The organism is Limnohabitans radicicola, from assembly GCF_014837235.1.
Classification (GTDB): domain Bacteria; phylum Pseudomonadota; class Gammaproteobacteria; order Burkholderiales; family Burkholderiaceae_C; genus Limnohabitans_A; species Limnohabitans_A radicicola.
In genome coordinates, this window is the sequence record NZ_JACYFT010000004.1 from 12,883 (window position 1) to 32,901 (window position 20,019).

At 63.1% G+C, this 20,019-nt stretch carries 17 protein-coding genes; 1 reads left to right on the plus strand and 16 read right to left on the minus strand.

Annotated elements, in window-relative coordinates; all coding sequences use genetic code 11:
- From IC609_RS14460 to IC609_RS14485, 6 genes are all read right to left on the minus strand, one after another.
- Positions 1–3,330: beta strand repeat-containing protein (locus IC609_RS14460; RefSeq protein ID WP_225224222.1), on the minus strand; the 3,330-nt coding region annotated here is incomplete at its 3' end.
- A 230-nt stretch (positions 3,331–3,560) separates the two neighbouring features.
- Positions 3,561–3,854: a GIY-YIG nuclease family protein gene (locus tag IC609_RS14465; RefSeq protein ID WP_191820244.1), complete on the minus strand. Its 294-nt coding sequence runs from the start codon at positions 3,852–3,854 to the stop codon at positions 3,561–3,563.
- Positions 3,855–4,024: 170 nt separating this feature from the next.
- Positions 4,025–5,191 carry an HlyD family efflux transporter periplasmic adaptor subunit gene (locus IC609_RS14470; protein WP_191820245.1) on the minus strand — a complete coding sequence of 389 codons (1,167 nt, stop codon included), beginning with the start codon at positions 5,189–5,191 and terminating at the stop codon, positions 4,025–4,027.
- Positions 5,188–7,356 (minus strand): ATP-binding cassette domain-containing protein, encoded by a 2,169-nt coding sequence (locus IC609_RS14475; RefSeq protein ID WP_191820246.1) that lies wholly within the window; start codon positions 7,354–7,356, stop codon positions 5,188–5,190. Before IC609_RS14475 ends, IC609_RS14470 begins: the two co-directional genes overlap by 4 nt.
- Positions 7,357–7,389: 33 nt before the next feature.
- The gene (locus tag IC609_RS14480; protein ID WP_191820247.1) at positions 7,390–8,613 is read right to left on the minus strand and encodes a TolC family protein; all 1,224 of its coding nucleotides are present in this window, start codon (positions 8,611–8,613) and stop codon (positions 7,390–7,392) included.
- Positions 8,614–8,656: 43 nt separating this feature from the next.
- Positions 8,657–9,040, minus strand: a complete 384-nt coding sequence (locus tag IC609_RS14485) for a hypothetical protein (RefSeq protein ID WP_191820248.1) — start codon at positions 9,038–9,040, stop codon at positions 8,657–8,659.
- A gap of 233 nt (positions 9,041–9,273) precedes the next feature.
- Between IC609_RS14485 and IC609_RS14490 the strand changes: the two genes are divergently transcribed.
- Positions 9,274–9,591: a helix-turn-helix domain-containing protein gene (locus IC609_RS14490; RefSeq protein WP_191820249.1), complete on the plus strand. Its 318-nt coding sequence runs from the start codon at positions 9,274–9,276 to the stop codon at positions 9,589–9,591.
- 135 nt (positions 9,592–9,726) lie between these two features.
- On the opposite strand, the gene IC609_RS14495 is transcribed toward IC609_RS14490, so the two are convergent.
- From IC609_RS14495 to IC609_RS14540, 10 genes are all read right to left on the minus strand, one after another.
- Positions 9,727–10,224 carry a hypothetical protein gene (locus tag IC609_RS14495; protein WP_191820250.1) on the minus strand — a complete coding sequence of 166 codons (498 nt, stop codon included), beginning with the start codon at positions 10,222–10,224 and terminating at the stop codon, positions 9,727–9,729.
- On the minus strand, positions 10,221–10,685 hold the full coding sequence (locus tag IC609_RS14500) for a glycoside hydrolase family 73 protein (protein ID WP_191820251.1): 465 nt from the start codon (positions 10,683–10,685) through the stop codon (positions 10,221–10,223). The genes IC609_RS14495 and IC609_RS14500 overlap by 4 nt, the downstream gene beginning before the upstream one ends.
- Positions 10,682–11,065: a hypothetical protein gene (locus IC609_RS14505; protein WP_191820252.1), complete on the minus strand. Its 384-nt coding sequence runs from the start codon at positions 11,063–11,065 to the stop codon at positions 10,682–10,684. The genes IC609_RS14500 and IC609_RS14505 overlap by 4 nt, the downstream gene beginning before the upstream one ends.
- A gap of 135 nt (positions 11,066–11,200) precedes the next feature.
- Positions 11,201–11,389, minus strand: a complete 189-nt coding sequence (locus tag IC609_RS14510; protein ID WP_191820253.1) for a hypothetical protein — start codon at positions 11,387–11,389, stop codon at positions 11,201–11,203.
- Positions 11,390–11,401: 12 nt separating this feature from the next.
- Positions 11,402–13,021: a hypothetical protein gene (locus IC609_RS14515; protein ID WP_191820254.1), complete on the minus strand. Its 1,620-nt coding sequence runs from the start codon at positions 13,019–13,021 to the stop codon at positions 11,402–11,404.
- 3 nt (positions 13,022–13,024) lie between these two features.
- The gene (locus IC609_RS14520; protein ID WP_191820255.1) at positions 13,025–13,336 is read right to left on the minus strand and encodes a hypothetical protein; all 312 of its coding nucleotides are present in this window, start codon (positions 13,334–13,336) and stop codon (positions 13,025–13,027) included.
- Between the two features lie 12 nt (positions 13,337–13,348).
- Entirely contained in the window at positions 13,349–14,092 is a 744-nt protein-coding gene (locus tag IC609_RS14525; protein ID WP_191820256.1) for a hypothetical protein, read from the minus strand.
- An 11-nt stretch (positions 14,093–14,103) separates the two neighbouring features.
- On the minus strand, positions 14,104–14,967 hold the full coding sequence (locus tag IC609_RS14530; RefSeq protein ID WP_191820257.1) for a hypothetical protein: 864 nt from the start codon (positions 14,965–14,967) through the stop codon (positions 14,104–14,106).
- 3 nt (positions 14,968–14,970) lie between these two features.
- Positions 14,971–16,542 carry a hypothetical protein gene (locus tag IC609_RS14535; protein ID WP_191820258.1) on the minus strand — a complete coding sequence of 524 codons (1,572 nt, stop codon included), beginning with the start codon at positions 16,540–16,542 and terminating at the stop codon, positions 14,971–14,973.
- A complete protein-coding gene (locus IC609_RS14540; RefSeq protein ID WP_191820259.1) occupies positions 16,542–20,012 on the minus strand; it encodes a hypothetical protein in 3,471 nt (1,156 codons plus the stop codon). The genes IC609_RS14535 and IC609_RS14540 overlap by 1 nt, the downstream gene beginning before the upstream one ends.
- Between the last annotated feature and the right edge of the window lie 7 nt (positions 20,013–20,019).

Genomic DNA, 20,019 nt, shown 5'->3' on the forward strand with positions numbered 1-20,019 from the left:
GGCCAGCACGTTGGCTTGCAGCCCATCCACAAAGTTGGCCGACAGGCCCGCAAACGTGGTCAGGCTGTCGAGTTGGTCCACGCCGATTTGCGCACCTTGTGCAACTGAGAGCAGGCTTTTTTGGTTGGCGGACAGCCCGGTCAGCAAGGCTGCTGTTTCTGCAGCCGTTTTGCCTGCGAAACTCATCGAAAGCACGGGGTCTGCAGGAGCATCGGGCTCGGGAGGTTGGTAACCGGGCACCACGGTGGTGGCCGGCACATTGGCAACAGTGGCAGCCTGTACCAGCTGGGCTTGAATGGTGGTGCTGAGCGTGCCTTGGTCGCTGATGCTTTGCACCAGCGCGAGGATGGCGGCTTCGGTGCTGCCTTTGATTTGGTCCAGCGCGGACAGGGTAGCAAGCACTTTGCCGTAGGTGTTGGCGTTGCTCAGGTTGTCCTGGCCCGCAGTGGTGACCGTGGCCACCACGCTGGTGCTGAGCAGGCTGCTTTCGGTGGTGCCAATGTTCAGGGCCTTGGCCACAGCGATGTTGCTCTGGCTGATTTTGGCAGCCAGTTCGGCGCCGCTCAGGGTGGTGGCTTGCACGGCCTGACCGTCGGTGGTGGCTTGCACCCCGGCCTTGTTGGCGGCCACGGTGGTGACTGGGTTGATGTTGATGGTCTGGACATCGGCGCTGTTGACCACGTTGCCTGCAGCCAGCAGGTTGGCCGTGAGGTCAACTGCCTGCTTCTTGACTTCGTCCACGTAGTCGGGCTTGGCGTTGTCGCTGTCGATGACCAGCACCGAGACGGGGCCGGTGTGGTTGCCCAGGCCCACCTTGTAGTTGCCGCTGGGGTCAACGCTGGCGCTGGCAATGGCTTGGCCTGCGGCGTTGAAGACCTTGACGCTCAGGCTGTGGGTGCCCACCACCGGGCCTGCCACGATGTTGCCTTGCAGCACGTTTTGGGCATAGGCTTGGCTGGCCACAGCAGGGGCCACGGCGGTGTTGCCTGCGGCGTCGGCAACGCCTGCGGTGCTGACGCTCAGTTGCAGGGTGCCTGTGGCGTTGGCGGCAGGGGTGGCCACCACGGTGTATTCGCTGTCGCTGACTTTGGTCAGCGCGCCCAGGCTGCCGCCGCTCAGGCTGAGTTTGCTGGCGTCAAAGCCCGTCACAGCCTCGCTGAATTTGACGGTGAAGGTGACCGGGCCGTTGGCGGTGCCGGCGGTGTTGTCGGTCACGGTGACGGTGGGGGCCGTGGTGTCGGGCGGCACGGTGTCGTAGGCCTGGGCGGCCACAGTGGGGGCCACGGCGGCGTTGCCTGCAGCGTCGGTCACGCCTGTGGTGCTGACGCTGAGTTGGGCTGTGCCCGTGGCGTTGGCCGGGGGGGTGAGCACGATGGTGTAGGTTTTGCCGTCGGCGCTGGCCACAAAGTCGCTCAGGGTACCTGCACTGGCAGTGATTTTGCTAGCGTCAAAGCCTTTGACGGCTTCGCTGAAGGCGATGGTGTAGGTGACGGCACCGTTGGCGGTGCCGGCCGCGTTGTCAGTCACCGTGACGGTGGGGGCCGTGGTGTCGGGCGGAACAGTGTCGTAGGCCTGGGCCGCCACGGTGGGGGCCACGGCGGTGTTGCCTGCGGCGTCGGTCACGCCTGTGGTGCTGATGCTGAGTTGGGCTGTGCCCGTGGCGTTGGCCGGGGGCGTGAGCACGATGGTGAAGGTTTTGCCGTCGGCGCTGGCCACAAAGCCGCTGAGGGTGCCTGCGTTGGTGCTGACTTTGCTGGCGTCAAAGCCTTTGACGGCCTCGTTGAAGGCGATGGTGTAGGTGACGGCACCGGTGGCGGTGCCGGCGGTGTTGTCGGTCACGGCGGCGGTGGGGGCGGTGGTGTCGGGCGGCACGGTGTCGTAGGCCTGGGCCGCCACGGTGGGGGCCACGGCCACGTTGCCTGCGGCGTCGGTGACGCCGCTGGTGCTGACGGTCAGTTGCAAGGTGCCTGTGGCGTTGGCGGCAGGGGTGGCCACCACGGAGTACTCGCTGTCGCTGACTTGGGTCAACGCACCCAGGCTGCCGCCGTTCAGGCTGAGTTTGCTGGCGTCAAAGCCTTTGACGGCTTCGCTGAAGGCGATGGTGTAGGTGACCGGGCCGTTGGCGGTGCCGGCCACGTTGTCGGTGACGGTGACGGTGGGGGCCGTGGTGTCGGGCGGCACGGTGTCGTAGACCTGGGCGGCCACGGTGGGGGCCACGGCGGTGTTGCCTGCGGCGTCGGTCACGCCTGTGGTGCTGATGCTGAGTTGGGCTGTGCCCGTGGCATTGGCCGGGGGGGTGAGCACGATGGTGAAGGTTTTGCCGTCGGCGCTGGCCACAAAGTCACCCAGGGTGCCGGCGTTGGTGCTGACTTTGCTGGCGTCAAAGCCTTTGACGGCTTCGCTGAAGGCGATGGTGTAGGTGACGGCACCAGTGGCGGTGCCGGCGGTGTTGTCGGTCACGGTGGCGGTGGGGGCCATGGTGTCGGGCGGCACGGTGTCGTAGGCCTGGGCCGCCACGGTGGGGGCCACGGCGGTGTTGCCTGCGGCGTCGGTCACGCCGCTGGTGCTGATGCTCAGCTGGGCGCTGCCAGTGGCATTGGCCGGGGGGGTGAGCACGATGGTGAAGGTTTTGCCGTCGGCACTGGCCACAAAGCCGCTGAGGGTGCCGGCGTTGGTGCTGACTTTGCTGGCGTCAAAGCCTTTGACGGCTTCGCTGAAGGCGATGGTGTAGGTGACGGCACCAGTGGCGGTGCCGGCGGTGTTGTCGGTCACGGTGGCGGTGGGGGCCGTGGTGTCTTTGCTGCCACCGCCACCGCTGGCCAGGGCCGCCAGGCCCAGGGCGCCAAGCAGCGCGGTGCCCATGCCCATGCCCATGCCGGTGGCTTCGGGCGCGGCGCTGGCCGCGGCTGCAGCGGCCGGGGCATTGCCCGTTGTCGATGGATTGGCCTGCGCCACCAGGGTGCCCCACTGGGGCAGGGCGACTGCAGGCTCGGCTGCGGGGGCTGCCGCCACTTGCACGGCGCTGCCTTCTTGCAGCAGGGCCAGGGTGTCTTGCGCGCTCAGGGCCAGGGCTTGGCCAGGGGCTGCGCCTTCGCTGGCGTAAAAGTCTTCGACCACGGCCACCGCCTGGTCTTGCAGCTGGACTTCGAGCTGGCGGCCTTTGCGCACCAGTTGCACGGCTTTGCCCTTGATCTGCGGTTGGCCCACGTAGGCCACTCCGTCAATCACCAACTGCAGGGCCTGGCCGGGCTGGGCCTTGATTTTTTGTGCCGCCGGGGTCGCTGCAACTGCGCGGGTGTTGATATGAATAGTTTGTGAATGCGATGCCATGGGTGACTCCTGAATGAATGCTTTTAGCCTTTGTGGGCATGAGTAGATGAAGTTAGTTGACGCTGGTATTCATTTTTGGCATCGGCTAGGTTTGTACGGGAAGCGATTTCCGGATATCTGATCCGAGATGGTTTTTTGGGAGGGTGGGGAGAATGGATTCCCGCTTTCGCGGGAATGACGGAGAGGGCTTTTCCGTCGTCCTCGCGAATGCGGGGACCCACACGATTGGGTCAGCGTGTCACTTCGTCCCACAGATCCCGCCAATCGGGGTTGTGTGACTCGATGAGCTGGATCTTCCAAGCGCGGTTCCATTTTTTGAGCTGCTTTTCACGCGCAATCGCCGTCAGCATGTCGGCATGCAGTTCGTAGTGCACCAGCAGATGCACACCGTAGCGTTGCGTGAAGCCCGCCACCACATCGTTTTTGTGCCGCCAGGTGCGTTGCACCAGCTGACTCGTCACGCCGATGTACAAGGTGCCGTGGCGACGACTGGCCAGGATGTAGACGGCGGGCTGTTGAGACATAGCAAAGTCAACTGGTCAGGCGATGGAAGGCATGGATTCCCGCTTTCGCGGGAATGACGGGGAAGGGGGCGGGAATGACGGGAGGGCTTTTCCGTCGTCCTCGTCCCCTCCCCTTCGTCCTCGCCCCTCCCCGTCGTCCTCGCGAATGCGGGGACCCATGGGGGTTTGGGTTATTTCTGGCCCAGGGCGCCGCTGAAGGCGCGGGTGATGGGTTTGGCGATGTAGTGCAGGATGCTGCGTTGGCCGGTCTGGATGTCGACGGTGACGGTCATGCCGGGTTTGATGTCTTGGGGGCGGATTTTGTGGCCGGGCAGGACGGTCATGGTCAAGCGGGCGCGGTAGTAGGTTTGGCTGCTGCGGCCGTCGGGGCCGGGTTCGGAGAGGGTGTCGGAGCTGAGGTAGTCCAGCCGGGCAGGCACGGTGCCGTAGAGGCTGTAGTCAAAGGCGTCGAACCGCAGGGTGGCTTTTTGGCCGAGTGCCAGTTGGCCAATGTCGGCGGGGTTGACTTTGGCTTCGACGAGGTATTGGCCTTCGGTGGGCGAGATTTGCATGAGCTCGTCCCCGGGGCGCAGCACGCCACCGAGGGTGTTGATGCGCAGGTATTTGACGATGCCGTCGGTGGGGGCTTGCAGCACGGTGTGGTCAAACACGCTTTGGCGTTCTTGCAGTTTGCTGCGTTGGCTGGTGATTTCGTCTTCGATGCGGGCGAGTTCTTTGCGGGCTTCGGAGCGGAATTTGTCTTGGGTGGCCTGGCGGCGTTGCTGCAGTTCGAGCACGGCGCGTTGGGTGCGCATGAGTTCGACAAGGCTGATGTCACCTGATTGGTGAAGGCGTTCGGTGAGTTGTCGCTCCTCTTCGGCGAGCTGGATTTGCTGGCTTTGGGCCCGCAGTTCTTCGTGCAAGGTCTGGATGTTTTGCCTGTAGAGGGCTTGCTGGGCTTGCACGAGGTCGAGGTGGCTGCGCTGGTAGGCGCCGACCGGGAAGGCTTGGATGCTGAGGTCGGTGGGGCCACTGGCTTCGGCCTGGGCACGCAGGCGGGCGATGTCGAGGCCGGCGATGCGGTTGCGCACTTCGTCTACGCCGGCGCTGGCGCGTTCGCCTTCGAGCACGGCGAGTGTTTGGCCTTTGTGGACTTGTTCGCCTTCGGAAACGCGCAGCTCTTGCAGCACGCCGCCGTCAGCGACCTGGATGAGCTGAGTGCGCTCTTGCGGGATGACCTGGCCGCTGGCGCGGACGATTTGGTCGATGTCAAACAGGGCGGCCCAGGTGACGAAGGCCAGCAGGGTGACCAGCAGCAGGAGGCCGGCGCCGGCGCGTTGGGTGCGGTGGGTGGTCATGGGTTGTCCTTGGCGGTGGGGGCCTGGCTTGGGGCTGGGGCGCTCGGGGGGGCGGGCTGGCGCAGTTGCTGGAGCACTTGGTCACGCGGGCCGTCGAGTACGATTTGCTGGTTGGCCAGCACCATGACGCGCTGCACGAGGCCAAGCAGCTGGGGTTTGTGGGTCACGAGGATGAGGGTGCTGTCGAGCCGCTTTTGCAGTTCTTCGGCCAGGGTCTGGAGCACGCGCTGCTCCAGCGGTGGGTCCATGGAGGCGGTGGGTTCGTCGAGCAGCCAGATGCGGGGCTGGCGCAGCAGGGCGCGGGTGAAGTGGACGAGCTGGCGTTGGCCGCCCGAGAGGCCTTGCCCGCCTTCGTGGATGTCGCGCTCCAGGCCTTTGGGATGGGGGGCAATCGCGGCGTCAAAGAGGCCTGTGCGGCGGGCAGCAAAGAGGAGCGCTTCGTCGCCAGGGTCGTTCAAGCCGAGGATGAGGTTTTCACGGAGAGTGCCGGCGAAGAGGCGGCCGTCTTGGGCCACAAAGCCGATGTGTTCGGACAGGCAGTCCTTGGCAATGAGTTCGAGTTCCATGCCGTCGAGCAGGACGCGGCCGGCCTGGGGTTTGTACATGCCCGAGAGCAGGCGCAGCAGGCTGGTTTTGCCGCTGCCGATGCCGCCCAGGATGGCGATGCGTTCGCCAGCGCGGATGTGCAGTTTGGGCAGGCGCAGGGCCAGGGTGCCGCCGTAGTGCATGTCGATGTCGCTGAGGCTGTATTGGCCTTGCAGGGGGGCAATGAGGGGTTGGGTGCCTTCGGGGTGGTCAGCGGGCAGTTGCCAGAGGCGGTCGAGGTCGCTGACGGCGACTTTGGTGTGGGCCCATTGCATGAGCAGGCTGGGGATCATGGCAATGGGCTGGAGGATGCGACCGCTGAGGATGGAGCAGGCAATGAGGGCGCCCATGCTGAAGTCGTCCACGCCGATGGCCAGTGCGCCCAGTGCCACAAGGCTGATGTAGGCCAGTTGCTGCAGGGTGGCGACCATGAATTGCGCGTTTTCAGTCAGTTCGCGCATGTGGTGTTCGTATTGGCGGGCTTCGTCGGTGATGTCGAGCCAGCGCGAGAGCATGCGCCAGCCGCCCTGCCCTGACTTGATGGTTTCGGCGCCTTCGATGCTTTCGACCAGCAGGCCGGATTTGAGGTGTTGCGCGGGGGTGGCTTGGCGGGCCAGGTGTTCGATGCGGCCCTGGAAAACGGTGCCGGCCACCAGCCCAGCCACCAGAAAGCTAGCCGGGATGAGGGCGAGTTTGCCGCCAATGAAGAAGAGCACCAGCAGGGTGAGCAGGGCCAGCGGGATGTCGACCATGGCCTGGGTGACCAGGCTGACCAAAAAGCCGCGAATGCTTTCGTAGCCGCGCAGGCGCGAGGCAGTGGCCCCGACGCTGGGGGGGAGCTGGTCCAGGCGCAGGTTTAAAAAGCGGCCAAAGACGGTGCGGGCGAGGCTTTGGTCAATGAGGTCGGTGAGGTGGTGGACCTGGCGCGAACGCAGCCATTTGCCCAGCACTTCGAGGAGGATGGAGGCGATGACGCCGAGCGTGAGCACGAGCAGTGTGGCGCTGGCCTGGGTGGGGACCACGCGGTCGTAGACCTGCATGGAATAAAACGAGGTGGCCAGCGCGAGCACGGTGACGGTGACGGTGGCGGCGGCTACGTCAAGCAGGGCGCGGGGGTGTTGCCAGATTTCAGACCAGACGAGCTGGAAGCTGGGGCTGGCGGCGGGCGAGAAGCGGGCGGCCATGCGCAGGCGCACAAACAGGCTGCCGTCGGCAAAGTCGCTGACGGCTTCTTCGCTGAACTGGCGTTGTTCGAGGTTCCAGCGTTGCACGGTCCAGCTGTTGTCGCTGCGGCCAGCCACGATGAGGGCGGGCGCCAGGCCGGGTTCGAGCACGAGGGCGGGCAGGCGCGAGGCGTCCGGGCGGCGGCTGCTTTGGGGACGCGCCCAGCGCTGGGCGCGGGCGAGCTGGCCGAGGGTGGCTTGCAGCTGTTGCGGGTTGGGATCGGGTGGGAGCTGGGCTTCGCGCAGAAGCGACTGCAGCTGCAGCGCGTCGACGGGTTCGCGGCGCAGTTGCGACAGGCGCATGAGGCAGGCGATCAGGGTCTGACCGGCTGGGGGTGTGGGCGGTGTGGGTGTCATGAGGTGAGGGTGGATTGCCGTGGCGCTGGCCGCTCAGCGGGAGACGGGCGCTGCAAGGGGGGCACTGGAGGAGAGGTAGCTGTCGAGGCCCTGGGTGTTCAGGCGCAGGCGCTCGGCAGCGAGCCAGGCCTGCGCGGAGGCGTCGGCCAGTTGGGCACGGAGCTGGGCTTTTTCGCGGGCGCTGTTCATGAGTTCTTGCCAGCTGCGGCGGCCGTTGTCGAACTGGGTTTCGGAAGACTGCAGGTAGGCCTGGGCCGCTTCGAGGGCTTGCTGCAGCTGCAGGGCCCGCTGCTGCTGACTGGTCCGCTGGAGCTGGTCGGCGGTGAGCTGGTCGCTGAGATCCCTGCGGCGCACTTCGAGGTCCTGGCGCTGGGCTTCGACGCGGCTTTGGGCAGAGCCGATGGCGCTCAGGCTGGAAAGCCCGCCACCGTAGCTGGTGCTCAGGCCGATGTAGGCTTTGCGGGTTTCGCCGGTGATGTCACCGTGCACAATTTCGCCGCGTACGTAGATTTCAGGTGAAAGGCGCGCTTTGGCCAGATCTGCTTCGGCTTGGGCCAGCTGAATCTGGGCGCGGCCTTTTTGCAGAACAGGGTGGTCTTCGGGCGGTTCGGCATCGGGCGCTGTAGCTGCGCTGTACGTTGCGGAAAACGCCAGCGGCCCGGCCACGGACCAGGGTCTGCCCCACATCTGGCGCAGTTTGTTGAGGGCCTGCTGTTGCTGGGTACGAGCCAATTCAAGCTCGGCCTGCACATTGGCCAGGCGCGAGACGGACAACTGGATTTCGCTGCGGGCGATTTGACCTTCGCTCGCCCTCGCCTGCACGCGCCTGACGTAACGCTGGTGCAGCGCCTCGGATTCGACATAAGCCTCTACACGCGTGGCGGCCGCCACGGCTTCGGCCCACAGCTCAACCCAGCGTGTGGCCAGGCTTTGCCTTTGCTCGCGCCAGCCGGCCTCGGCCAGTTCGAGCTGGGCACGGGCGCGGTCGGTTTGCGCGGTCAGGCGTCCACCGGTCCACAGGGGTTGCTGCAAGCGCGCAAAACGAGTTTTGGAGTCGAGCAATGGGTTGGTCTGGTTGCTGCTTTCAGCACCGACCGAAGGGGTGGGAAAGTATTGCCAGCGGGCACCATCGACCTCCTGTGCAGCGGCTTGCCTTTGCTGATCGGCCGCGCGCACGGCGGGGTGTTGCTCGAGCATGTCGGGCAGCATGCTGCGGTGCGGGGTTGGCTGGTCTGCCAGCACAGGGGCAAGCTGCACCACTGCGGTCAGCACAGCCAGACTGACTGTCCGCAGGATTGGGTTAATTGTCTTTGTCAATGCAGTAAACGGTTTTTTCGATGGTTTGGCGCAAGGTGCGGGCGTGTCTTTCGATGACCTCCAACAAAAGCGGCGTCGGCACGAGTCGGCGAAAGCGCTTGTCGCTGTCACTGGGCAACATCTGGATAAGGCCATCCATCTCAAATTCACGCAGCTTCATGCGGATGGCACGGTCGGTTAAGACAGGGTGAAAAAACACATGTTTGAGAGGTTGACCAGCCCTGATTTCTTCATTGCTTAACACTTCTTTTGCAATGCAAAAGTAGACATGCCGACCCACCAGGCTGCGAGCAGCTGGCAACTCAGCCCATTCCCACTGATACAAGTCAGCTAAGGCCGTGAATAAGTTTTTTTCAGTATTACCCACTCACCAAAGATTAATAAAACTAATTACAACTGCATATCAATCATGAAATTTCAAAGGAATTAATTTCCTACATTTGATTTCGTAAATTTTACTTTTTTATCATTATTTTTCCGATTTTTTGGAATACCCATCAATGTCAGGTAAATACATAAATCTACGTTATACGTAGAGACAAGGAAGTATAAATCCTTGACAGTCGGTAAGTGGTAAATAGACAAGTTCAGCACCATCAAATGGCCGTATTCGGAAAGCGGCTAAGAGAAGCCCGAAAAGCTGCAGGAATTCCACAGGATCGACTGGGAGTGCTGATTGGCCTGGATGAGCACACCGCCAGTGCGCGGATGAGTCGCTATGAGACCGGCACTCACCAACCACCGATTCAGACCGCACAGCTGATTGCCCAGCAGCTTTCTGTGCCATTGGCCTTTCTGTATTGCGATGACGACCGGATAGCGCGCGTTTTGCTCAAACTCAAAACCCTCAACGAGCGGGACATGGTCTGCCTGGAAAACTGGCTTGAAGAGAAGTTCGGTGTGACAGACCCAAGATAAGGTTCGTCTCTGAATGCTGCTGAAATTTGGGCAGGCTATGTGTTGCTGCAAGCGAAAGTCGTTTTCCAGTGAGGTCCAGACAGGAAACTGCACCGTTTGAAATACATCGATTGGAATGTACTAATTGAGAGGCCCTCACTTGTTGGTTTCCTGTATGGCATGAAGCCATCTTTGAATTTCAAGAAGCATGAGCGTGGTCTGCTCAGCATCCTTGCTCAACTGCTCACAGCTCACCTCCCACGCATCTCCTGAGGGAGCAGATAAAGAGTCGGAGCGGGCTGAAGCAGCTCCGGCGGGAGCTTTGGGAATAGAGGGCAGATCGCTGCCACTGGTTGCGGGGAAGTTGCACACCCCGCCAGTGCGACTGTCAGGCTGGCGATCAGCCAACAGCTTGGACCTTTTGGCGTATTCATTCGAGATTTCCTGGGTGATTTGAGATTGGGTCAGCCGCACATCGGCGACGTGCTGCTCTTGCCTTGCCTGGGCCAGCGCGATCTTTTGCTTTTCGGCGTCCCAGGCCTTCTGGACACGGGATTCGCCCATCTGCATCCCGCACAGCAGAGCAATCAGCAGAAGGAGCGCATCCAGGATGTGCGACCAGTTGGCCAGCAAGAATCGGTTGAGCCAGTTCATGGAGCACCTACGTCTAAGGCCAGCAGGTTGTGCTGCTTGATCAGTCCAATGACCTTGTCCGGATAAGCCGGGTCCGTGGCATAGCCTGCCTGAGCCAGTGCTTTGGCAAAAGCCTGGGCAGTAGTGCAAGCAAAGCAGGCCTTGTAGCGGGGGTTGCGCTTGAGGAACGCGGCGTGGTCGTCGATGCTGGCTTGCCAGCTTGGATACTTGCGCCAAAGGGCTGGCACCACCACCCACTGCCCCTTGATGAACTCCTTGGTGTTCAGGGTCAAGGTCTGGCCGCGCCAGAGGCTGTCAGCTTTGATCCCGAAGAGGTTGTTGCCCGTCTTGGCCAGGCAAGATTCCCCCCAAGCGGACTCAAGGGCGGCCTGCGCGATCGTGATGCAGGCGGGAACACCTGTGGCTTTGGCTGACGCGACGGCGGCCATGGTGAGCCGCATGATGAATTCACTGGGATTCACAGCAGCTCCTTCACGTCCTTGGCCACCTCGTCGATCGAGTCGTCTCGGCGCTTGTCGATGAAGGCAAAGGTCCAGCGCACCATCGCCCATCCCGGCAGGCCACAGGCAAAAATCAACCCACCAAGTGCACACAGCCCCATGGTGGAGAAGGCCCAGTGGTGCAGCCCGAAATGCTCGACGGTGATGGCGCCGCCGCCAATGCTGGACACCACGGTGCTAATCAGGCCTACGGCCCATTCCCGTTTATTGCGTGGCGGTGTCATGAGCATGACCACCACCGCAGCCAGAGTGGCGCCACTGGCGGCAGCGGCTGCTGTCCCACCCAGCGCCTTGTAGGCCACCGCTGCTCCGGCCATCCCACTGCTTGTCGGTTCTGGCATTCGTTTCTCCAAAAGAAAAGCCGCCAGGGCGAACCATGGCGGCGTTGATCAAAAAGTTCCGGATCAGTTCAGACTTCGCTGAACAGGATTGGGGATAGTTCAGGTCGATCTGTCCCGAGGTGGGGCAAGAGATATTCAGGCGTCAGGCATGGCATATATCTGCTCGCGCTCGGTGAGCAAGACAGCCAGAGCCACGCTGTAGGCGTTGGTGGTGCCAGCCTGCGCGGCAGCAATCTCGTCCCTGGTATAGACCGACTTGAGGCCTTCAATTTTTGACTTGTTTTCAGTCAGGAGGCAGACCTTTTTGAGCATTGCGTCATTCATGCATTCCTCCGATCACCAGTTGGTGTATTGAATCTGCAAGTAGCCAGCATTCCCGTAACCACCCGCCACCACGTTGGCAAATTGGCCCTGCCCTGCTTGTGGTCCCGACGGCCAGCCGCCAGCGCCTCCGCCCGCAGGACCGGTTCCGCCGTAGTCAGCCGAGCGCACTGCCCCGCCGCCGCCAGCTCCGTATCCATAACCACCGTAGCCGCCATACCCCGGAGCCGCATCGGAGCCTGCCTTGCCGGGAGCTCCGCCGCTGTTGTACGGCGAGCCACCTCCGCCATAGTTGCCCGTGCCAGAGTACACACCATCACCACCGTTTCGACCGCCGGTGCCACCGTTTGAGTACCCACTTTGCGACTTACCGCCGTTGCCGCCTGCACAGGTCAACGTGGTGCCGCCCAGCGTGAAGGTCGTTGCCGCACCAGGGTTGCCGTCTGCCCAGCTGTTACCAGTACCACCTGCTCCCACAGCGTAAGAAAACGACTGCCCGGCAGTAACGCTATAGGCCTGGCTGACGATGTAGCCCGATCCCCCACCACCACATGCGCTACCCGGAGCACCGGCACCCGAGCCGCCGCCTCCAATGCCTGAAACGAGAACGGAGCCGGAATATGCACTGCTGATCGAGCCCGAACCGGAGCCTGAGAGCACTTGTACTGCAGTAAGCGCAAATGGTGAGCCCACCACCGGCCGGTCAGTGCCAGCCACCACCACAAAGCGGCAGTAGTACAGGCTTGCGCGTGTCGCCAAGCCTGGCAGGTTGGTCGCGGCGATCGATCCGGAGGTGCTTTCATAGGCGACCGTCGTGAAGTTGACCGACGTCGAGTATTGGGTTGCGATGCTTGCCGAATTTGCTCCGCTGACCCCGTTGATAACAGTGATGCTTGCGTTACCGGGGTTGTAGAGAGCCGTGCTGGTGTTCAGGGCCAGGGATGACGTCGGGAGGGCAAGCTGAGAGGTAGCTGTGCTGACGATCGCTCCAGCCCCTACGGAGGTGACCTGCACGTAGTACGGTGTACCGGTCGCAAAACCGGGCATCGAAGCGCAGGTGACCGAATCCAGATTTCCGGCATTGCCCGATAGAGTGACCGAAGTGTTTGCGATCGGGTTGGACATGTCGGCGCTGGCCGAAATCTTCACCGACACAGAATCTGCGATTCCCGTTCCAGCGTAGGTGAATGCAAAACGGTAATTCGTCGTGCTCAAGAATTGGGGCGTGACCGACACGCTTGCCGTCCTGATCATGGTGATGGCGTTCGACCACGGCGACACTTCCGAGGCAGAGCTGATGTACCGCACGCGCGCGAACAGGGGGCCGCTGACCTGTGCGATGGCACCGGAGGAAACGGCGAGCGAGGTCTTCGACGCAGTCGTGGCCAGGTCATAGACCACGTTTACGAAAGCTGAATCGTTGGCAAACTGCCATTGCGATCCGGCATGTGTGTCGGTGTTGTAGACGAAGAACGCCGAGCTGCTCAGTGTCGGCGTGAAATTGCTCAGCGTCGCGCCGCTGGACGGACTCGTGATAGACGGCTGCGAAGGCTGGCGCCCAGCCTGCGATTGCAAGGTGGTCAGTGTGCCCTGAACCGTCACGACCGGTGGGCTGCCGTAGATTTGTCGACCCATGCTTTACTCCTCAAATCCAAAAACATTCACGCTCACGCCAGTCGAGCTGGCGTAAATGACCAGGTTCTTTCCCGCACTGGCGACCAAGCCCGTGCGCTCCATGACGCCGTTGGCTGGAACAGTGGCCTCGTATTCCAGGAATTCGCTGTTGGTGGGCGAGCTGGTGGCACTGATGGCCATGCGAACGGTCACGTTCGATGTCGTCCTGTTGAGGACATTCACGTTGAAACTGGCGACCTTGCCAGCCGGGACGGTATAGACCGCCGTGTTCGTGGTGGCCGCCAGATCGGCCTGGCCAAGTGTTCCCGATGCCATGCCGGGGCCTCCTTAAGATTGACTCAGAAAATATTGGCGGCAGCTGGTACCCACCCACGAAGCGGTTGCGCCGTCCGTCACCAGGGACTTGCCACGGTTGTCCAATTGAGAGGGGTACACCAGCGCCCAATTGACCGTCGAGCCGTCAGTAATGAGGGCCTTGCCTGCGTTACCGGCCTGAGTGGGATAGACCTGCGCCCAGTTCAAGCTGATGCCGTCCGTAAACAGCGCTTTACCTGCGTTGCCCGCCACGGAGGGAATTTCCGGGGGGGCTGCAGGCGACACCGTCCAGGCCGAGTAGCTGCCGCTGCCGCCGATGTAGGCAGGTATGAAGGTCATCACCCCGGTGCCGGGGTTGAACGCGGTGATCACGCCCGTCATCCAGGCCGAACCGCTGTTCACCACCTGCACGAACTGCCCGACAGTGAATGTCTTGCCGGTCTGCGCCAAGGTGAGCGTCTGGCTGCCCGTACCCACGGTCAAGGTGCTCGTACTGGTGGCCTGGGTGCCGGGCGCGTTGAGCGCCGTTGCCGCGCTGGCTGCTGCCGCGTTTGCCTGGACCGTGGCCAAGCTGACTTGAGCGGCCGCGTCAACGACGCGCTGGGCGGCATAACTGACCGTGTAGTTCGCGACCGAGACAAACTGTGACAGCGACTGCACAAATCGCAAACGGTGCCCGCCATTGGCCAGCCCCGTGCTGGCGTTGGCGTCGTCGGTGACGGTCGATCCGTCACCACCGAGCCCTATCGGAAACATGACCGACCCCATTACAGCAGTTCCTTCACTTCAAAATCAACCGCATAGGTCGATGGATTGGGTTGTTTGATGGCCCCGATCTGCCGCAGCCGCCCCACGAACGAGCGCTGGGGCTGTGTGGTGAGCGAGGTGCCCCCATCGGGCATAACGAGGATCTCGCCGCTCACCCCCGCCAGGCGCTGCAGCTCGAGCGCGTAGCTGTAGGCCTCGGTTGCGGTGATGTAGGGCAGCGTGAAGGTCATGACCCGATACTTGGAGCGCACATCGAAGTACTCCGCACCGGACAGCGAGGTATCCACCGGCGTCGGGTCTTGGAAGCCCAGTCCCGAGCCGTAGGCGTAGTTCACGTTGGGCGTCCAGCCGCGTGCCATGAACAGGCGACCGATCTGGATGTAGCCGTCGCTGTTGCCGGTGTCCACGATCTCAACCCGCCAGTAGCGCATGTTCTGCACACTGGGCAGCCGCAAGATGAAGGGCGACTGGTAACCGGCACGGGCCTGCTGCGAGAGCGTGCCCAGCCAGAAGTTGTCGTCTTCCCACTCCAGCAGGTCGGTCGGGATCACGCCCGCAGGCCATGCAGCCACAGCGCCGCTGTCGTAGTACAGCGTGGTGAACGCGGCCGTGTCGCTGGCCGTGATGCGCACGGTACCGCTCACGCTGATGTTGTGCACCACCAGGGCCACCACGCCGATCGAGCGGGCTTGGCCCAGGTCGATGGCGAATTGGGTCGCGGCGGCGGTCACGCCACTGCTGCGCGAGACCTTTTGCACCTGCCGGTTTTGCAGGTTTGCCAAGGGCAGCGCGGGCAGCCAGGAGCCGCCCGAGAGGGTGCCTTCGTCTGTCCTGTTTTGCCAGGCCAAGAATATGTTTGCCACGCTTCAACCCCACAAGGTCAAGTCAAACTGGTAGCCGCGCATGTTGGTGCGGATGCCAATGACCAGAAAGTTCTTACCGGCGCTCATGCCAAAGCGGGCCACCTGCAGCGTGACGATCTTGCCGATGTCCAGCGCAGCAGCCAGCGGCGCATCCACGCGGATCGTGAGCTGGTACATGTCCCGGCGCACCTTGTAGATGGCCAGCCTGCGGTCAGCTTCGGCCGCTGCATCGCTGGCCGAGGCCAGCACCGTCAGAAACTCCAGCTCGGGGCTGGTCAGGTTGGCCGTCTTGACCGATGCATCGCTGGATTCCACACGCCTGTACTCTTCGGCCAGGTAGGCCTTGCGGGCATCGATCACGGCTGCTGTCAGGTCGTTTTGCACGCTGTAGATGCGCTGGTAGCCGATCTTCATCTTCCAGGCGGGGATGCCCACACCCGGGTCGCGGCTGGAGACCCGCTCGATCTTGAGGATGTCGGTCGCGGTGATGGTGCCCACGGCCGCGCCGCTGGGCACCGCGATCTGCCCGATGCGAAACACCCCGGAGGCGTCGCACCCGTACCAGGCCCCCACGCTGGCGCACAAGGTGTCCAGCAGCTCCAGCGCTGTGATGTCCTGGTCGTAGGGGGCGTACACGCCCGCCTCGTAAGGCGCAGCGGCATCCAGGGCCGTGATGTCGGCGCTGTTGATGTCGCTGGGGCTGATGCCTGCGGCCTGCAAGATCTGGCTGTACAGCTGACCCACCGTGCGGTTGGTCACGGCAGCGCCTTGCACAGCGTCCACCGTGACCGTGCCTGTGGGGGCGCTGCCCAGGCGCACAGAGCAGCCCGCCGTGGCGTCGTTCCAGACCCGGTACTGGCCCGCTGTGGGCGCATTGGCCTCCATGTCGGCCTGGGAGCTGTAGACTGCCCCCGCCGTGAGCGGTGCGCCCCGGTCGTAGGCCGCCAGCAGCGCTGACAAAGCACTGCCCGCATGCACCTGGTAGATGCGCCGGTCGGTGTTGACTTGTGGCGGGGCCACATTGAACACCCGGCCAAAGACCTGCGGCTTGGGCTTGCCCTTGAGGTCATTGGCCACGCCTTCCAGGCCATTCAACACGCCACCTAGCAGCGTGTTGCTGCCCGCGTAGCGCACCTGCTGCAGCGGCTTGGCCACGTCCTGCTGGCGATCGCGCACGCGGATGGTCACCTTTTGCCAGGACAGCTCGGCCTGCTCCATCGTGCCCTTGATCACGGTCACCCAGGTGGGCACGCGGTTGCTGTTGGGGGCCACCACGCCGAGCTTGATGGTGATGGCACGGCCAGCGAAGCTGTAGGCCAGCAGGCTGTCCAGTGCACCATCGTTGTTGACCAGCACCATGTCGCCGTAGCCGATCTGGGTGCGGCCGGTGGTCTTGGCGTCGCTGAAGCAGGTGCGGCTGATGTTGGCCGGTTGCTGGATGCGGCCGTCGTAGAACGTGTTGGCCGGGGTATCAGTGGGACCGGTGGTGTAGCTCTGCGTGGCGAAACGCAGTGTCCTGGTGCCACCGATGCCTGGGTCGTACACGTCCACGTCGGCAATGACGATCTGAGCCATCAACCCCCTCCTCCACCAATGTCGTAGCTGTATGTCGGCGCAGCCGCTGCGAGCGAGGCAGAACTGGCAGCGGAGCTGGCAGCGCTTGCGGCGCTCGATGCTGCACCGGCCGCATTCGCAGCCGCTGCTGCGGCCGAGTTGGCTGCAGCCACTGCAGCGTCTGAGGCAGCGCTGATCGCGTCGAGCTTGCCCGAGATGGCTCCCAGCAATGTGTTGCTGGTGGCCACGCCGTCGGCCACGTTTTGCGTGGCTTGCGCCGTGTCCTGGGTGGGCGTGAAGAGCTTGTCCAGCGCGGCCACGGTCGGAGCCTGCTTGGCCAGTTCGTCCAGCGTCAGTTTCTGGTCGCCCATCAGCGCCGAGACGCTAGCGAACTTGTCCTGCAAATTGAGCAAGGCAGCAAATTGCTGCTGGCCGGTGGCTGTGTTGACATCCAGGCCTTCCAAAAGCGCGCGATAGTCGGCCCGGCTGGACAGTGCGTTGATCTGCTCGGCCGTGAACCCGGCGGCCACCAAGCCCTGTTCGACCGCCTTGGCGGTGATGCCACCCTGCTCGTTTTGGCTGTAGTAATTGCTGACGAAGCCGTTGGCTTTCTGGACCAGCGCATCAATGCCGCCGGTCAGGCCGATGATCGACTCGCGGGCATCGACGCTGGCGTGGGCAAAGTTGCCAAACCCCTCACCCAGGCTGTTGAGCGATTCGCTGACCGTTTGAATCAGTGTCAGGCGCTGCATCGTCTGGATCAGCGTCTCCCCAGCCTTTTGAAAGGGCAACAGGGCATCCTGGAAACGAGCGGTCAGCGCCACCTGGTACTGGCCCAGCGCGTCCAGGATGGCCTGCTTGTCCTTCTCGGCATCACCGGTGAGCTGTGTCGTGAAGCTGGAGGTGATCGTGGCCAGCTGCTGGGCAGGCATGCCCAGGGCGTCGGCGTAGGCCTTGGTCGATTCCAGAATGGCCAGCGCCCCGCTGTCCATGGCGGCCTGCAGGTCCGCAGTCATGGCCGCGTAGTCGGTGCCACTCTTGTCGCTGCGAAACCAGCCGCCGTCCTGCTTCCAGTTGGCGTACAGCTGGCCGGTGACGGCGCCGCCGCCGATGGTGCCGCTCACGCCCTTGCTGGTCGTTTCTTTGTCGCCCATGCCAAAAGCCGCGTTGAACACGCCGCCCAGAGCGCCACCCAGCACTGCGCCAAGAGGGCCAGCGATGGCCGCACCGATGGCGGTGCCGATCGCGCTGGATGCGGTGCCGCTCAGGCCACCCACGCTCTTGTCGCCTGCGATCAGGGAGCCCAGACCGATACCAGCGGCAGCCGTGCCCAAAATGCCAGCCGCACCGCCTGCAAGGGTGCCCAGGCCGCCGGAAAGGTTGCCGGACTGCAGGGCGATCATCCCCGCATCCATCGTCCCGGCCACACCCGCCTCGCCGAAGATGCCAGAAAACCCAGCCTTCAGGCCGCCACCCAGAAAGCCGGTTGCGCCACCGACCAGACTGGCCAGTGAGCCAGGGGTGGCCGCCGAAGCCGCGCCACTGGCACCCATGCTCACGGCGCCGAGAACGGCGCTCGATGCGCCCTGCGCGATCGGCTGGATTATCGGGCGCAGGATCAGCGTATTGAAGAGGTTGGAGAGGGTGTCACGCAGATTCTGCCCGAAGCTTTTGCCCGCCTCAAAGCCACGCATCAGCGCGTCCGTCAGGCTGGTCTCAATGATCTTGGCGGTCTTCTCCCAGGCATCGGCGGCTTCTTTGGCCGCCTGCAGGTGGACGCCCTGCTCCTTGGCTTCGATCAGCTTGTTCAGGGCTGCCAGAGTATCCTGGTGCGCCACGGTTTCGCGGGTACACAGGCCCAGGTATTCCTCCTGCTGCACGATCTGGCCCAGCGTGGCGGCTTCGTCCTTCAGGCGTGCGATCTCCAGCTGCAGCAGCTCGGCTTTCGTCTTCCCAATGGCGTCGTTTTCTTCGAGCTGCTTGCGCACCTTGTCTTCAATCGCCTGCACATTCTTTTGCAGCGCATCGGTGTTTTTCAGGTACTCCTTCCAGGCTTCCTCGCTGGCCTTGTGCAGGTCTTCCTGCACGGCCTTGGCCTGCTCGGCAGCGGTCAGCTGCGCCAGCAGCGCCTTGGTGTTATCGCTGGTGGCGTCCTTGAGGGTGATGGTGCCCTTTTCGACCTGCTTGCTGATTTCGAGCTGCAGCTTCTGCGCCTCGGTGAGCTTCCCACCCACCTCCGTTTCCAGCTTGGCTGCGGCGATCTTTTCGTTGATGCTGGCCACCAAGTCGGCGTAGGCTTTGGCCTGCTTGTCAGCAGCCTCCTTGTTGTTGTTCATCACGTTCGTGAAGTCCAACTTCGGCTTGGCCACCTCCGAAGCCGTGCCCAGACCTTGAAGCTCCGCCATCCGTGTGCGAATGCTTTCGCCCAGAAGCTGCTTTTGCCAGGCCGACTCAATGTCGTCATGGGCTTTGACGGCCACTTCTTTGGCTTTTTCCATGCCCGCCGCCATGGCCTCCATGGCGCCCTTGAAGTCGCCGTTTGCGGCCAAACTGAACGCCTTGCCCACGCCGGTGAACAAGGCGCCCATTTGTTCGAAGTCGGCTTTGGTCTCCAGGTACAAACGCTGGATCACGCGCCAAAGGGCCTCGACCACGTCGATCAGGTACGTCAAAGCGGTGATGCCTGCACGCGTCCATTCGGCGATCGTGCCGTCCCTGGACAGCTCGCGAACCGCTTCGCGCAGGCCGCCGGTGCCGTTCATCACATCCAGAACGGCCTGACCCGCCTCGTTCAGGGCGGGCAGCATGCCCATGGCCAGCTCTTTTTTCCAGCCCTCGCCACTGGCTTTGAGTTTGACCAGGTTGTCGCTGAAGTTGTCGGCCATGGCCGCCTGCTCGGCTGTCACCTTGGCGTGCAGCTCGCCCACCTCGGCCAGATCTTTCAGGAACGGGATCAGCTTGGCGCCTTCTTTGCCGTAAAGCGCCATGGCCACTGCCGACTTGCCGGAGCCGTCGGCAAAGTTGTCCATGGCCTTGGCCACGGCTTGCATTTGCTCGTCCGGGCTCAAGGCCTTGAAGGTGGCGAAGTCAATGCCAATGGCTTCAAGGGCCTTGCCTGCGCCCTTGGTGTCCTCGGTGGCCCCTGCCATGTTCTTGGCCAACTTGTTCATGGCCGCGCTGATCGTCTCCATGCTGGTGTCGGAGGTCTTGCCAACTGCGCTCATGGCGCTCAGGGCTTCCACCGTGGCACCCGTCTGCGCCGCCAGGTCGTGCAGCTTGGCCGCTGCCTCGATCGAGCCGCGCACCATGCCGACAAAGGCATCCACTGAAGAAATGCCAGCGAAGGCCACGAAGGCGGTCTTGGCCAGGCCGACGGCCTGCTCGATCGACTTCATGCTGTCATTGACCACGCGCTTGGCCTGGTCCATGTCAGTCTGAAGGCGAGCGATGTTTGCCGCCATTTCAATCGTGAGAGTTGCAATCGTGCTCATGTGTGTG